The 13,948-nt window shown below is 64.7% G+C and carries 14 protein-coding genes; 12 read left to right on the plus strand and 2 right to left on the minus strand.

Annotated elements, in window-relative coordinates:
* Nucleotides 1–11: 11 nt before the first annotated feature.
* Genes ACGYLA_RS13300 through mraY form a run of 3 tightly spaced genes read left to right on the plus strand, consistent with a single transcriptional unit; the run spans nt 12 to nt 4,045 of the window.
* Nucleotides 12–1,493, plus strand: a complete 1,482-nt coding sequence (locus tag ACGYLA_RS13300; protein ID WP_394433069.1) for a UDP-N-acetylmuramoyl-L-alanyl-D-glutamate--2,6-diaminopimelate ligase — start codon at nt 12–14, stop codon at nt 1,491–1,493.
* Nucleotides 1,490–2,923 (plus strand): UDP-N-acetylmuramoyl-tripeptide--D-alanyl-D-alanine ligase, encoded by a 1,434-nt coding sequence (gene murF, locus ACGYLA_RS13305; protein WP_394433071.1) that lies wholly within the window; start codon nt 1,490–1,492, stop codon nt 2,921–2,923. The genes ACGYLA_RS13300 and murF overlap by 4 nt, the downstream gene beginning before the upstream one ends.
* Before the next feature lie 39 nt (nt 2,924–2,962).
* Entirely contained in the window at nt 2,963–4,045 is a 1,083-nt protein-coding gene (gene mraY / locus ACGYLA_RS13310; protein ID WP_168611989.1) for a phospho-N-acetylmuramoyl-pentapeptide-transferase, read from the plus strand.
* Nucleotides 4,046–4,049: 4 nt separating this feature from the next.
* On the opposite strand, the gene ACGYLA_RS13315 is transcribed toward mraY, so the two are convergent.
* Nucleotides 4,050–4,976, minus strand: a complete 927-nt coding sequence (locus tag ACGYLA_RS13315; protein ID WP_394433073.1) for a glutaminase — start codon at nt 4,974–4,976, stop codon at nt 4,050–4,052.
* 74 nt (nt 4,977–5,050) lie between these two features.
* Here ACGYLA_RS13315 and murD point away from each other — a divergent pair, with 74 nt between their 5' ends.
* Nucleotides 5,051–6,451 carry a UDP-N-acetylmuramoyl-L-alanine--D-glutamate ligase gene (gene murD / locus ACGYLA_RS13320; protein WP_394433075.1) on the plus strand — a complete coding sequence of 467 codons (1,401 nt, stop codon included), beginning with the start codon at nt 5,051–5,053 and terminating at the stop codon, nt 6,449–6,451.
* Nucleotides 6,452–6,459: 8 nt separating this feature from the next.
* On the opposite strand, the gene ACGYLA_RS13325 is transcribed toward murD, so the two are convergent.
* Nucleotides 6,460–7,635 carry an NAD(P)/FAD-dependent oxidoreductase gene (locus ACGYLA_RS13325; RefSeq protein ID WP_394433077.1) on the minus strand — a complete coding sequence of 392 codons (1,176 nt, stop codon included), beginning with the start codon at nt 7,633–7,635 and terminating at the stop codon, nt 6,460–6,462.
* A 111-nt stretch (nt 7,636–7,746) separates the two neighbouring features.
* On the opposite strand from ACGYLA_RS13325, the gene ACGYLA_RS13330 reads away from it, so the two are divergent.
* The 8 genes from ACGYLA_RS13330 (at nt 7,747) to murB (ending at nt 13,946) form a co-directional block, all read left to right on the plus strand.
* Nucleotides 7,747–8,274 carry a peroxiredoxin-like family protein gene (locus tag ACGYLA_RS13330; protein WP_394433079.1) on the plus strand — a complete coding sequence of 176 codons (528 nt, stop codon included), beginning with the start codon at nt 7,747–7,749 and terminating at the stop codon, nt 8,272–8,274.
* Between the two features lie 172 nt (nt 8,275–8,446).
* Nucleotides 8,447–9,613: a putative lipid II flippase FtsW gene (ftsW, locus tag ACGYLA_RS13335; protein ID WP_067261784.1), complete on the plus strand. Its 1,167-nt coding sequence runs from the start codon at nt 8,447–8,449 to the stop codon at nt 9,611–9,613.
* Nucleotides 9,613–10,737: a UDP-N-acetylglucosamine--N-acetylmuramyl-(pentapeptide) pyrophosphoryl-undecaprenol N-acetylglucosamine transferase gene (locus ACGYLA_RS13340; protein WP_394433082.1), complete on the plus strand. Its 1,125-nt coding sequence runs from the start codon at nt 9,613–9,615 to the stop codon at nt 10,735–10,737. Before ftsW ends, ACGYLA_RS13340 begins: the two co-directional genes overlap by 1 nt.
* Nucleotides 10,734–12,152, plus strand: coding sequence for a UDP-N-acetylmuramate--L-alanine ligase (murC, locus tag ACGYLA_RS13345; RefSeq protein ID WP_394433084.1), 1,419 nt, complete (start codon nt 10,734–10,736; stop codon nt 12,150–12,152). The genes ACGYLA_RS13340 and murC overlap by 4 nt, the downstream gene beginning before the upstream one ends.
* On the plus strand, nt 12,149–12,400 hold the full coding sequence (locus tag ACGYLA_RS13350) for a DUF2484 family protein (RefSeq protein WP_067263245.1): 252 nt from the start codon (nt 12,149–12,151) through the stop codon (nt 12,398–12,400). Before murC ends, ACGYLA_RS13350 begins: the two co-directional genes overlap by 4 nt.
* On the plus strand, nt 12,397–12,663 hold the full coding sequence (locus tag ACGYLA_RS13355) for a DUF2484 family protein (protein ID WP_067263246.1): 267 nt from the start codon (nt 12,397–12,399) through the stop codon (nt 12,661–12,663). Before ACGYLA_RS13350 ends, ACGYLA_RS13355 begins: the two co-directional genes overlap by 4 nt.
* Complete coding sequence (locus ACGYLA_RS13360; RefSeq protein WP_168611998.1) at nt 12,660–12,959, plus strand: hypothetical protein; 300 nt, start codon at nt 12,660–12,662, stop codon at nt 12,957–12,959. The genes ACGYLA_RS13355 and ACGYLA_RS13360 overlap by 4 nt, the downstream gene beginning before the upstream one ends.
* Nucleotides 12,960–12,998: 39 nt before the next feature.
* Complete coding sequence (gene murB / locus ACGYLA_RS13365; protein ID WP_394433087.1) at nt 12,999–13,946, plus strand: UDP-N-acetylmuramate dehydrogenase; 948 nt, start codon at nt 12,999–13,001, stop codon at nt 13,944–13,946.
* Nucleotides 13,947–13,948: the final 2 nt, after the last annotated feature.

Here is a 13,948-nt window from a genome sequence, read left to right on the forward strand (position 1 = left end):
AAGACATCTCTATGACCGACCGGGCCGTACCCCTTTCCTCTCTCGGGCTGACCGCGCGGGCGGGGGCCAACCCCATGATCACCGGCATCGCGGTCGACAGCCGCGAAGTGCGCGAGGGCACGCTTTTCGCGGCTCTGCCCGGCAGCCGTGTGCATGGGGCGGAGTTCATTCAATACGCCCTGCGCATGGGCGCGGCGGCGGTGCTGACCGATGCGGCGGGCGCCAAACTCGCCGCCGAGGAACTGGCAGGCTCGGATGCTGCGCTGGTGGTCTCCGGTCTCCCGCGGGAGGCGCTGGCGCGCACGGCGGCGCTTTGGTTCGGCGGCCAGCCCGCCACGATGATCGCGGTCACCGGCACCAATGGGAAAACTTCCGTCTCGACTTTCGTGCGCCAGATTTGGGTTGAAATGGGATTGCCTGCCGTAAACCTCGGCACCACCGGGGTAGAGGGCGCATGGGCCGCCCCCTTGGCCCATACCACGCCTGAGCCGATCACCCTGCACCGCACGCTGGCCGAGGCGGCGGCGAATGGCATCACCCATGCTGCGATGGAAGCGTCGAGCCATGGGCTCGACCAGCGGCGGCTGGATGGGGTGACGCTCAAGGCGGCGGGCTTTACCAACTTCACCCAAGACCATCTGGACTATCACGAGACATTCGAGGCCTATTTCGCCGCCAAAGCCGCGCTTTTCGCCCGTGTCCTGCCCGAAGATGGGACGGCTGTGGTCAATATCGACGATGAAAAAGGCGTCGATATCGCCGCCATCGCCCGCGCGCGGGGCTGTGAGGTGATCACCGTGGGCCGCGACGGGGGCGATCTGCATCTGCAAGGCCAGCGGTTCGATGCCACGGGCCAAGACCTGCGCTTTAGCTGGCGCGGCAAGACCTATCAAAAGCGGCTCAATCTGATCGGCGGTTTTCAGGGCGACAATGTATTGCTGGCGGCCGGTCTGGTCATCGCCTGCGGTGCCGACCCGCAAGAGGTCTTCGACACGCTGCCGCATCTCACCACCGTGCGGGGCCGGATGCAGCTTGCCGCCACCCGCGACAATGGCGCTGCGGTTTTCGTCGATTACGCCCATACGCCCGATGCGGTGGCCACCGCACTCGCCGCCATGCGCCCGCATGTCATGGGCCGGCTTGTCGCCATCGTCGGCGCGGGCGGTGATAGGGACCGGGCCAAGCGCCCCTTGATGGGGCAGGCGGCGGCGCAACATGCGGATATGGTCATCGTCACCGACGACAACCCGCGCAGCGAAGATCCGGCGAGCATCCGTGCCGCCGTGCTGGGCGGCGCACCCGACGCGATGGAAGTCGGCGACCGCGCCGAAGCCATCCTGCGCGGTGTGGATGCGCTAGAGCCGGGCGACGCGCTGCTCATCGCGGGCAAGGGGCATGAGACCGGGCAGACCGTGGGCGACGACGTGCTGCCTTTCGACGATGTGGAACAGGCCAGCGTGGCCGTGGCGGCACTGGACGGGAGATTGGCATGAGCCTTTGGACAGCGAGCGAAGCGGCGGAGGCCACGGGCGGACAGGCGCAGGGCGATTGGGCTTGCAACGGTGTCTCGATCGACACGCGGACCTTGCAGCCCGGCGATCTCTTCGTCGCACTCAAGGCCGCGCGGGACGGGCATGAATTTGTGGCCCAAGCGCTCGACAAAGGGGCCGCTGCCGCGCTCGTGACCCATATTCCCGAAGGCGTGGCCCCAGACGCGCCGCTGCTGATCGTTGAGGATGTGCAGCAGGCGCTCGAAGCGCTTGGCCGGGCAGGGCGCGCGCGCCTCGGCCCACAGGCCAAGGTGGCGGCGGTGACCGGCAGCGTCGGCAAGACCTCGACCAAGGAAATGCTGCTGGCGATCTTTGGCGATCAGGGCCGCGCCCATGCCAGCGTCGACAGCTATAACAACCACTGGGGCGTGCCGCTGACGCTGGCGCGGATGCCGCGCGATACCGATTACGCGGTGATCGAGATCGGCATGAACCACCCCGGAGAGATTGCCCCCCTCGCCAAACAGGCGCGGCCTGATGCGGCGATGGTCACGAATGTCGCCGCCGTCCACCTCGAAGCCTTCAAGGATGTCGCCGCCATCGCAGTGGAAAAGGCCAGCATCTTTGACGGGATGGAGCCGGGTGGCGTGGCGGTGATCAACGCGGACCACGCGCATAGCGATATCGTCTTGGCCAAAGCGCTGGAGCGCGGCCTGCGCGAGACGACCTTTGGGCAGGCAGGGCATCACTACAAACTGGGCGAGGTCAAGGTGCAAGGCGATGCCACCGTGGCCCAAGCCGAAGTCGAAGGCGCGCCGCTGATCTTCAAGATCGCCACGCCGGGGCGGCATTTCGCGATGAACGCGCTTGGCGCATTGGCAGTGGCCGAGGCGCTTGGCGCGGATCGGGCGCTGGCCGTGCAATCGCTGGGCCGCTGGTCGCCCTATGCGGGGCGCGGGGTGCGCGAACGTATTTTGCTGGATACTGTCGATACCCATTTGGCGCTGGAATTGATCGACGACAGCTATAATGCCAACCCGACCTCCATGGCCGCCGCGTTCGAAGTACTGGCCGCCTCGGAAGTGACCCATGACATCGGGCGCGTCAGCAAGGGGCGGCGGATTGCCTTTGTCGGTGATATGAAAGAACTCGGCCCCGAGGCCGTGGCGCTGCACGCCGGTCTCGCCGATCTGGATGCTACCCGCGCGCTCGACGTGGTGCATTGCGTCGGCCCGCTGATGAAAGCCTTTTACGACAATCTGCCCGAACACCAGCGCGGCGATTGGACGGAAACCGCCGAAGAGATGTTGCAAGGACTCCGCGCAAGGCTCGATTCCGGCGATGTCGTGCTGATCAAAGGGTCGCTTTCGATGAAGCTGGGCGGTATTGTTGACGCCATCCGCAAAATGGGCCATCCGGTCCCGACCGCCTGATCGGCGATTCACCCCACATGATGAGTTAGGACGCGATATATGCTCTATTGGTTGACGCTGCTGTCGGATGGCGGCGATTTTTTTAACCTGTTTCGCTATATCACGTTCCGCGCGGGCGGGGCGTTTCTGACGGCATTGGTGTTCGGCTTTATCTTCGGCAAACCGCTGATCGAAGTGCTGCGCAAGCGGCAGGGCAAGGGCCAGCCGATCCGCGATGACGGCCCAGAGGGGCATTTCGCCAAGGCGGGCACGCCCACCATGGGCGGGCTGCTGATCGTGGGGGCTTTGCTGACATCGACCCTGCTTTGGGCGCGGCTCGACAATCCTTTCGTCTGGCTGGTGCTTTTCGTCACCATGAGTTTCGCCGCCATCGGCTATGCCGACGACCACGCCAAGGTCAGTAAGCAAAACACCGATGGCGTGCCGGGTAAGTTGCGGCTTTTGCTAGGTTTTCTGATCGCGGGCATCGCGGGCTACTGGGCCGCGCAATACCATCCGGCAGAGTTGCAGTACCAGCTTGCGCTGCCGGTGTTCAAAGACACGTTGATCAACCTCGGGGTGCTCTTCGTGCCCTTTGCCATCATCGTCATCGTCGGCTCGGCCAATGCGGTGAACCTGACCGATGGACTGGATGGTCTGGCCATCATGCCGGTGATGATCGCCGCAGGCGCGCTTGGCGTCATCGCATATGCCGTGGGCCGGGTCGACTTCACCGATTATCTTGACGTGCATTACGTTCCGGGCACGGGCGAGATCCTGATCTTTACCGCCGGTCTCTTCGGTGGCGGCCTCGGGTTCCTGTGGTACAACGCGCCGCCCGCCGCCGTCTTCATGGGCGACACTGGCTCGCTGGCGCTTGGCGGGGCCTTGGGCGCCATCGCCGTGGCCACCAAGCACGAATTGGTGCTGGCGGTGGTCGGCGGGCTCTTCGTGGTCGAAGCGCTCTCGGTCATCGTGCAGGTGCTCTACTTCAAACGCACCGGCAAGCGGGTGTTCCTGATGGCACCGATCCACCACCATTACGAGAAAAAGGGCTGGGCCGAGCCGCAGATCGTGATCCGTTTCTGGATCATCTCACTGATCCTCGCTCTGCTGGGTCTGGCGACGCTGAAGGTGCGCTAAGCCCTTAAAAGATCGACCAATCCATGTGACGCGCCAAAAGGGCCAGTGCTTCGGTGCCCTTTTGGCTGTTGCCATAGCGATTGAGCCCCGGCGACCAGGCCGCGATGCTGGCCCGCCCCGGCACGATGGCCAGGATGCCGCCGCCCACACCGGACTTGCCCGGCAGGCCCACGCGATAGGCGAAATCGCCTGATCCGTCGTAATGCCCGCAGGTCAGCATCAGCGCGTTGAGCCGTCGGATGCGGCTGGGGGCCACCAAGCGCGGCACGTCCGGCGCTTCGATCAGGAAACGGCCCGCCATGGCCAGTTGCTCCACCGTCATCTCCATCGCGCAATGGTGGAAATAGGTGCCGAGCGTGCGTTCCGGCGCGTTGATGAGGTTCCCGTAGCTCGCCAGAAAATGCGCCAGTGCAAAATTGCGGTGGCCAAAATCGGTCTCTGACGCGGCGACGGTATCATTGATGTGGATGTCGTCGGTCCCCGCCGCTTCGCGCACGAAACGCAGGATCTCGGCCAGCGCCTCGCGCGGCTCGCGGTTGCCCAAGACTTCATCCGTGGTGACGATCGCACCTGCGTTGATGAAGGGATTGCGCGGGCGGCCCTGTTCCTGCTCCAACTGCACGATGGAGTTGAAGGCCCGGCCCGAAGGCTCCCGCCCCACGCGGTGCCACAGTTGGTCGCCCGAGCGGCCAAGCGCGATGGCCAGCGTAAAGACCTTGGTGATGGACTGGACCGAAAAGGGCACCTGCGTATCGCCCGCCACATGACATTTGCCATCCGCCGTCACCACGGCGATGCCGAACTGTGCCGGGTCCACCTTGGCCAGTTGCGGGATATAGGCCGCCACGTCACCCCAGTGGTCATCCTCGCGCATCATGGCATTGAGGCGCGGCAACACATCGTCAAGGTCAGGTTTGGCGGGGCTGGACATCTTCGGCGGCCTCTGGCTTGTGATGGGCGCATCATGCCCCCATTCTGGGGTCAACGGGTAGCAGGGGATTGCAGATGATTCCAGTACAGGGCTTGGAAGGCGCACGCGTGGCGGTGCTGGGATTGGGCCGCTCGGGCCTGAGTGCGGCGCGCGCGTTGCAAGCGGGCGGGGCCAAGGTCAGCTGCTGGGACGACAACCCCGCCGCACGGGCGCGGGCCGAGCGGGAAGGCTTCGCCTGTGTCGATCTTAACGCCCCCGGTGCCTTGGACAAGATCGCCCGGCTGATTGTCAGCCCCGGCATCCCACATCTCTACCCCGCGCCGAACCCGGTGGTGGCATCGGCGCTTGCTGCAGGGGTGCCGGTGGACAATGACATCGGCCTCTTTTTCCAAAGCTTCGCCACGCTGGCATGGGATCATTACGACGTGGCCCCGCGTGTGGTGGCGGTGACCGGCTCGAACGGGAAATCGACGACTTCGGCGCTGATCCATCATATTCTTGAGCATGTCGGGCGGCCTTGCCAATTGGCGGGCAACATCGGGCGCGGTGTGTTGGACCTCGACCCCGCCGTGGATGGGGAGGTCGTGGTGCTGGAACTGTCGAGTTACCAGACCGAACTGGCGCGCGCGCTGACGCCCGATGTGGCGGTCTTCACCAATCTCAGCCCCGACCATCTGGACCGCCATGCGGGGATGGGGGGCTACTATGCCGCGAAGCGTCGCCTCTTTGCCGAAGGTGGCCCGGACCGCGCGGTGATCGGCGTGGATGAGGCCGAGGGCCGCTTCCTTGCCGGGCAACTCAGCGAGGGGCCGAGCGACGACCGTGTGATCCGCATCAGCGCCGAGACCAAGCTTGCGGGGCCCGGCTGGCATGTCTTTGCCCGCAAGGGGTTTTTAAGCGAATACCGGCGCGGCAAACAGGTCGGCGCGATCGACCTGCGCGGCATCCAAGGGCTGCCGGGCGCGCATAACCACCAGAACGCCTGCGCGGCCTATGCCGCCTGCCGGGCGCTTGGCCTTGCCCCACGGGTGATCGAGGCGGCGTTTCACAGTTTCGGTGGCCTGCCGCACCGCAGCCAGACCGTGGCCGAGGCGCATGGCGTCCGCTACGTCAATGACAGCAAGGCCACCAATGTCGACAGCGCGGCCAAGGCGCTGGCGGCGTTCAAGAACATCCGCTGGATCTGCGGCGGGCTTGAGAAAGAGGGCGGTCTGAAAGGGCTGGCAGACGCGCAAGGATCGGTCCGCAAAGCCTATGTTATCGGGCGCGAAGCCGCGCATTTCGCCATGCAACTCACGGCAGAGACCGAAGTCTGCGGCACGATGGAACAGGCCGTGGCGCGGGCGGCGGCAGAGGCAGAAGAGGGCGATGTCGTCCTGCTGGCCCCGGCGGCAGCGAGTTTCGATCAATACGACAGTTTCGAGCGCCGCGGTGAGGATTTCGTGGCGCAGGTGCAGAAGGTGCTGGCGGAGTAGGGCGGTGCCTAGCCCGCAATCGCCCGTGCCGCCGCCATGCCCGAAGACCACGCCCACTGAAAGTTATAGCCGCCGAGCCAACCGGTCACATCCACGGCCTCGCCGATAAAATAGAGCCCTGGCACCTCTTTCGCCGCCATGGTCTTGGAGGATAGCCCGTCGGTATCGACCCCGCCCAGTGTGACCTCTGCTGTGCGATAGCCTTCGGTGCCACCGGGGTGAAGCTGCCAGTTCTCGATGCCTTGAATGAATGCGGAAAGCCGCGCGTCGGACCAATCTGCCAGATTGCCCGACAGGTCGAACGCCTGCCCCAAATGCTCCACCAGCCGCGCGGGGAGGTGTTGCGCGAGAACGGTGGTGAAGTTCCGCCGCCCCGCGCGTTGCCGCTGGTCGCGGAGCGCGTCCAGCAGGGTGCCTTCGGGGGCAAGGTTCACGGTGATTGCCTCGCCTTCGCGCCAGTAGGAGGACGCCTGCAAGACGGCGGGGCCAGAGAGGCCGCGATGGGTAAAGAGCAGTGCTTCGTCAAACGCGGCTTCTCCGGCAGTGATACGCGCCGGGGTGGCCACACCGGCCAGCGGCGCGAAGCGGCCTTCGGCAAAGGTAAAGGGCACCAGCCCGGCCCGCGTATCGGTGACGCTCAGCCCAAATTGGCGCGCGATGTCATAGGCGATACCGGTCGCGCCCATCTTGGGGATCGACTTGCCCCCGGTGGCGATCACGAGGTTGCGGGCGGTGACTTTCACCGACTTATCAGGCGTTTGCAGGTCGAAGCTGAACTGCCCATCGACCTTCGCGAAATTGCTGGCGCTGCTCTTCAGTTGCAGATCGACCCCGGCGTTCTGCATCAACCCGCGCAGCATGGCGATGATCTCTTTCGCGCTCGTGTCGCAGAAAAGCTGGCCCAAGGTTTTCTCATGCCAGGCGATCCTGTGGCGGTCGACCAGTTCGATGAAATCCCACTGCGTGTAGCGGGCCAAAGCGGATTTGGCGAAATGCGGGTTCTGGCTGAGAAAGGCCTGCGGTTCGCAATACATATTGGTGAAGTTGCAGCGCCCGCCACCCGAGATGCGGATCTTCTCGCCCGGGGCTTTGGCATGGTCCACCACCAGCACCCGCCCGCCCGCATGGGCAGCGCACATCATACCCGCGGCACCGGCTCCGATAATGGCTGTATCGACTTGCATGGGCGCGCTCTGCCTCAATGTGCCGCCCCGGTCAAGAAGACGTGAGACCGGTTGCCGCTTTGCCAAGGCGCCATAGCTGGGGTGCAACGCAACTGACGAAAGGAGCAGAGAATGACCAAACTGACCGCAGAACAGGATTTTCCGAAGATGGACGTGAGCAAGCTCGGCGGCGGCACGCTGACCTTGGGCCAGCCACAAGAGGGGCGCGATTGGCAGTTGGTGGTGGTTTACCGCGGCCTGCACTGCCCGATTTGCAAAAAGTATCTCGCGCAATTGGAAAAGCTGCAAAGCCAGTTCCATGAGATAGGCGTCGATGTGATCGCCGTTTCCGGCGACCCCGAAGAGAAGGCCAAGGCCATGGCCGAGGAAGACAGCCTGACCCTGCCCATCGGCTATGACCTCAGCCTCGACCAGATGGCGGAACTGGGGCTCTACATTTCTGACCCGCGCAGCCCGCAGGAGACCGATCGGCCCTTCGCCGAACCTGCGACCTTCGTTATCAACGATGAGGGCAAGGTGCAGATCATCGACATTTCCAACGCGCCCTTCGCGCGGCCTGAGTTGGAAGGTCTGCTGAACGGCCTCAAATTCGTCCGCGACAAGGGCTACCCGGTGCGCGGCACCCATAAGGCCGCCTGATCGCGCGCGTTGAAGGGGCGACCTGATCGCCCGTCAGCGGGGCTTGGCAAAGCCCCGCTGACCCCGCCCGCCTTAGCGGGGTGAAATGCACTAGCTTCATATGACAATTCGGGCTATTCTGCCCGGATGAGACCCCGCAAAGGGGCCGTTGAGGCAGTTAAGGCAGATACCCATGACAGAGATGGTCTATGGCGCGGTCCCGGTGCGGGATGGTGAACCGATCCTTCCAAAATGGTGGCGCACGGTCGACCGTTGGGCTTTGTCCTGCGTGTTGATCCTCTTTGCCGTCGGCATGCTTTTGGGGCTGGCCGCATCCCCGCCCTTGGCCGCGAAAAACGGCTTTGATGCTTTCCACTATGTGCAGCGACAGGCGTTTTTCGGCGGATTGGCGCTGATCGCGATGTTGCTGACCTCGATGATGTCCCCGGTGCTGGTGCGGCGTCTGGCGGTGCTGGGCTTTGTGGTCGCCTTCGTGGCGCTGGCGCTGTTGCCTTTCTTCGGCACCGATTTCGGCAAGGGTGCGACGCGCTGGTATTCGCTGGGCTTCGCCTCGTTCCAACCTTCCGAATTTCTGAAACCCGGTTTCATGGTCGCCGCCGCATGGATGATGGCTGCTGCGACCGAGATTAATGGCCCTCCGGGCAAATCTTGGTCCTTCGCGCTGTGTATCTCCATCGTGCTGATGCTGGCGATGCAGCCCGACTTCGGGCAGGCCTGCCTTGTGCTGTTCGGCTGGGGCGTGATGTATTTCGTCGCAGGCGCGCCGATGGTGCTGCTGGTCGGCATGGCGGGGCTGGTGGTTCTGGCGGGCACATTCGCCTATTCCAATTCCGAACACTTCGCGCGGCGGATTGATGGCTTTCTTAGCGTCGATGTCGATCCGACCACCCAGCTTGGCTATGCCACCAACGCCATCCGCGAGGGCGGGCTTTTCGGCGTAGGCGTCGGCGAGGGCGAGGTGAAATGGTCGCTGCCTGACGCGCACACCGACTTCATCATCGCCGTCGCCGCCGAGGAATATGGCCTGATCATGGTCGTCTGCATTATCGCCCTATATACTGTCGTGGTCGTCCGGTCGCTGCTGCGTCTGGTGCGCGAGCGTGACCCCTTCATCCGGCTGGCCGGAACCGGGCTGGCCTGCACATTCGGAGTACAGGCAATGATCAACATGGGTGTGGCAGTGCGGCTTTTGCCCGCCAAGGGCATGACCCTGCCTTTCGTGAGCTACGGCGGCTCTTCGGTGATCGCCAGCGGCATCGCCGTGGGCATGCTGTTGGCCTTTACCCGAACCCGCCCGCAGGGTGAGATCAGCGATATTCTGGGCCGGGGCCGCCGCTGATGGCTGCCCCACTGTTGATCATCGCCGCCGGGGGGACCGGTGGGCATATGTTTCCTGCGCAGGCCTTGGCCGAGGTGATGTTGAAGCGCGGCTGGCGGGTGAAGCTCAGCACCGATGCGCGCGGCGCGCGCTATACCGGCGGCTTTCCCGAAGCGGTCGAGATCACCCAGATCAGCAGCGCCACATTTGCCCGCGGCGGGGTGGTGGCCAAGGCGCTGGTGCCCTTCCGCATCGCCGCCGGTGTGGTCCGCTCGGGCCTCAACATGCTGCGCGACCGGCCATCGGTCGTGGTGGGCTTTGGCGGCTATCCGTCGATCCCGGCGCTCGGTGCTGCTTGGGCGCTGCGCATGCCCCGGATGATCCACGAGCAGAATGGCATTTTGGGCCGCGTGAATGAGATTTTTGCCAAACGGGTTCACGCCGTGGCCTGCGGCATCTGGCCCACCAAGCTACCCGAGGGCGTGCAGGGCTGGCATGTGGGCAATCCGGTCCGCGCCGCCGTTCTGGACCGCGCCGGTGCCGCCTATATCCCGCCGGGTGACTACCCGATGGAGGTATTGGTCATGGGCGGCAGCCAAGGCGCGCGCATCCTTTCGGACGTGGTGCCCCCGGCGCTTGCGGCCCTGCCGATGAACATGATCCGCAACATCCGCGTCAGCCATCAGGCCCGCGACGAAGACGGCCAGCGGGTGGCGGACTACTACGCCGAATCCGGCATCAGCGCCGATGTGCGCCCCTTCTTTGACGATGTGCCCCGCCGCATGTCCGAGGCGCAGCTGGTGATCAGCCGCTCCGGTGCCTCCAGCGTGGCCGACCTGTCGGTGATCGGGCGTCCGTCGATCCTGATCCCCTTTGCCGCCGCGGCGGGGGATCACCAAAGCGCCAATGCCCGCGGCTTGGTCGAAGCCGGGGCCGCGATCATGGTGCCCGAACGCAAAGCCAATCCAGATATCATGACCGACCAGATCCTCGCCGTGCTTGAGATGCCCGAAGGGGCAATGCAGATGGCGCGCGCCGCGCTTTCGGTCGGCAAACCCGACGCGGCCGAGACATTGGCCGATATGGTTGAGCAGCTTGCCGCCCAAGGCACGCTCACCCCCGCAGAAGAGGAACACCCGCAATGAACGCCGCCGCCACCAAACTGCCGACCGATGTCGGCCCGATCCATTTCGTCGGCATCGGCGGCATCGGCATGTCCGGCATCGCCGAAGTGCTTTTGAACCACGGCTACAAGGTGCAGGGGTCGGACCTCAAAACCACCAAGATCACCGTGCGGCTGGCCGAATTGGGCGGGCGTATCTTCGAAGGGCAGGCGGCTGAGAATATCGAAGGCGCGGCGGTGGTCGTGATCTCTTCGGCGATCAAGCCGGGCAATGCCGAGTTGGACGAGGCGCGCCGCCGTGGCTTGCCGGTCGTCCGCCGGGCCGAGATGCTGGCCGAGCTGATGCGGCTCAAGTCCAACATCGCCGTGGCGGGGACACATGGGAAAACGACGACCACCACGCTGGTCGCAGAACTGCTGGTCGCAGGCGGTATCGACCCCACGGTCGTCAACGGCGGAATCATCCATGCCTATGGCTCCAACGCGCGCATGGGGCAGGGCGACTGGATGGTGGTCGAGGCGGATGAGAGCGACGGCAGTTTCAACCGCCTGCCCGCCACCATCGCCATCGTAACCAACATCGACCCCGAGCATATGGAGCATTGGGGCGACTTCGACACGCTGCGGCAGGGGTTTTTGAACTTCGTCTCGAACATCCCCTTCTACGGGCTGGCGGTCTGTTGCACCGATCACCCGGAAGTGCAGTCGCTTGTGGGCAAGCTCACCGACCGCCGCGTGATGACCTATGGGTTCAACGCGCAGGCCGATGTCCGCGCCGTGGGGCTGCATTACAAAGACGGCGTGGCGTATTTCGACGTGCATCTTCAGTCCGAAGACAAGGTGATCGAGCACTGCGCCCTGCCTATGCCCGGCGATCACAACGTCTCGAACGCGCTGGCGGCGGTGACCGTGGCGCGGCACCTTGGGATGAAGCTTGAGCAAATCCGCGACGCTTTGGGCAGCTTCGGCGGGGTGAACCGCCGCTTTACCCGCGTGGGCGAGGTGGACGGCGTGACCATCATCGACGACTACGGCCACCACCCGGTCGAGATCGCCGCCGTGCTGAAAGCTGCGCGGCAGGCCAGCGCGGGCCGCGTGATCGCCGTGCACCAGCCGCACCGCTATTCCCGCCTGTCGCATCACTTCGACGAGTTCTGCGCCTGTTTCAACGATGCCGATGTGGTGGGCATTGCCGATGTCTATGCCGCGGGCGAAGAGCCCATTCCCGGTGCCGACCGGGACGGGCTGGTCGCGGGATTGATCCAGCACGGCCATCGCCACGCCTATGCGGTGGAGGATGCCGAGGCGCTGACGCAGCTGGTCCTGCGCGAGGCGCGCCCGGGTGATATGGTGGTCTGCCTTGGGGCGGGCACGATCAGCGGCTGGGCCAATGACCTGCCCGAGGCGCTACGCGCGGCCAAGGGGGCAGCTGCGTGACCCTCGTCTGGCTGTCGATCCTCTGGGTCTTCGCCGCCGTGACCGTGGCCATGCTGCCGCTGCGCTCTCAATACCTGCCGGGGGTGGTTCTGCTGATTGCCGCGCCCTTGCTGATCATCGCCATCGGTGTGACCCAGTCTTGGGCCTATGCGCTTTTGGCGCTGCTGGCGTTCCTGTCGATGTTCCGCAACCCGCTGCGCTATCTCTGGGCGCGGCTGCGGGGCCAAAAGCCGGAGCTGCCGAAATGAGCCTCTCTCTCATCCTCGCCTGCTTCTGGTTCGTGATCGCGAACATCCTTGCCATGACGCCCAGCAAGGATTCCCATTGGCGCAGCGCCTATCTGCTGATCGCCGTGGGCATACCGATCGTTGGTTTCGTCACCGCGCAGCACGGCCCGTGGCTGGGCCTGTTGGTGCTGGCGGGGGGCTGTTCGGTGCTGCGCTGGCCGGTGGTCTATTTCGTGCGCTGGCTGCGCCGCGGGGCAGGCCGGGTCAAAGGCCCGGCGGAATGACCCTGACGCCGACCCTCGTGGCGCTGCTGTCGGTCTTTGCGGTCTGGATGGTCGCCTGTATCTGGACCGGTTTTCGCGCCCGCGTACTGTGGTTCTTTCTTGTGCTGGCGACAGGCTTTGCGCTCAATGCCACATGGATGGTTTTCGGGCTGGATGCGCGGGTGTTCGAGCCGCATGCGCTTTTGGCGCAGCTTTCCGTCCTATTCTATGCGGTGGGCGGTTTCGGTCTGGGCTGGCTTGCGGGGCGGGTAGCCAAACGCTGGCGCGAGAGCCGCGTCGATCCGCCGTCGTCTTGATGGTTTGCCCCGCCTTATAAATGCGCTAAGTCCGGCGCCATGATTAAGCTGAACATTCCCGACCTGCGCGGCAGGCTGACCCCAAATCGCGCCCTGAGCGACCTGACATGGCTCCGCGTCGGCGGCCCTGCGGATTACCTGTTCCAACCCGCCGATGTGGAGGACCTGTGCCTTTTCATGCGGCGTTTGCCGCAAGGGGTGACGGTTTTCCCCATGGGCGTGGGCAGCAACCTCATCGTACGTGACGGCGGGCTGCGGGCGGTGGTGATCCGGCTGGGCCGCGGTTTCAACGGGATCGAGGTCGACGGCGATCAGGTGACGGCGGGGGCCGCAGCGCTCGACGCCCATGTGGCGCGCAAAGCGGCGGATGCGGGGCTGGATCTGACCTTTCTGCGCACCATTCCCGGCAGCATCGGCGGCGCGTTGCGCATGAATGCAGGCTGTTACGGCAGCTACACGGCGGATCACTTCGTCTCGGCCCGGGCCGTGACCCGCGCGGGCGAGGTGGTGACCCTGACGGCAGATGACCTCAACTTCCGCTACCGGCAAAGCGATCTGTCCCCGGGCGCGGTGCTGATCGGGGCGACCTTTGCGCCGCCCAAAGGCGAGCTGGAGGAGCTGCACGCCCGGATGGAGCAGCAGCTTGCCAAGCGGGATGAGAGCCAGCCCACTAAAGACCGCAGCGCCGGGTCCACTTTCCGCAACCCGGCGGGCTTCTCTTCGACCGGGAAGGCGGATGACGTGCATGATCTGAAGGCGTGGAAAGTGATTGACGACGCCGGGATGCGCGGGGCCACCGTAGGCGGCGCGCAGATGAGCCCGAAGCACTCAAACTTCCTGATCAACACCGGCGGCGCCACGGCCCATGATCTTGAGGCATTGGGCGAAGAGGTGCGAAAAAAGGTTTACGCTTCAAGCGGTATAAGGCTAGAATGGGAAATTAAGCGCGTCGGTGAGAAATTGGGCGATCCGGCGTCGCAAAGCTAAGC

The sequence above is a fragment of the Sulfitobacter sp. 1A13679 genome (assembly GCF_043557115.1).
Taxonomy (GTDB): Bacteria; Pseudomonadota; Alphaproteobacteria; order Rhodobacterales; family Rhodobacteraceae; genus Sulfitobacter; species Sulfitobacter faviae.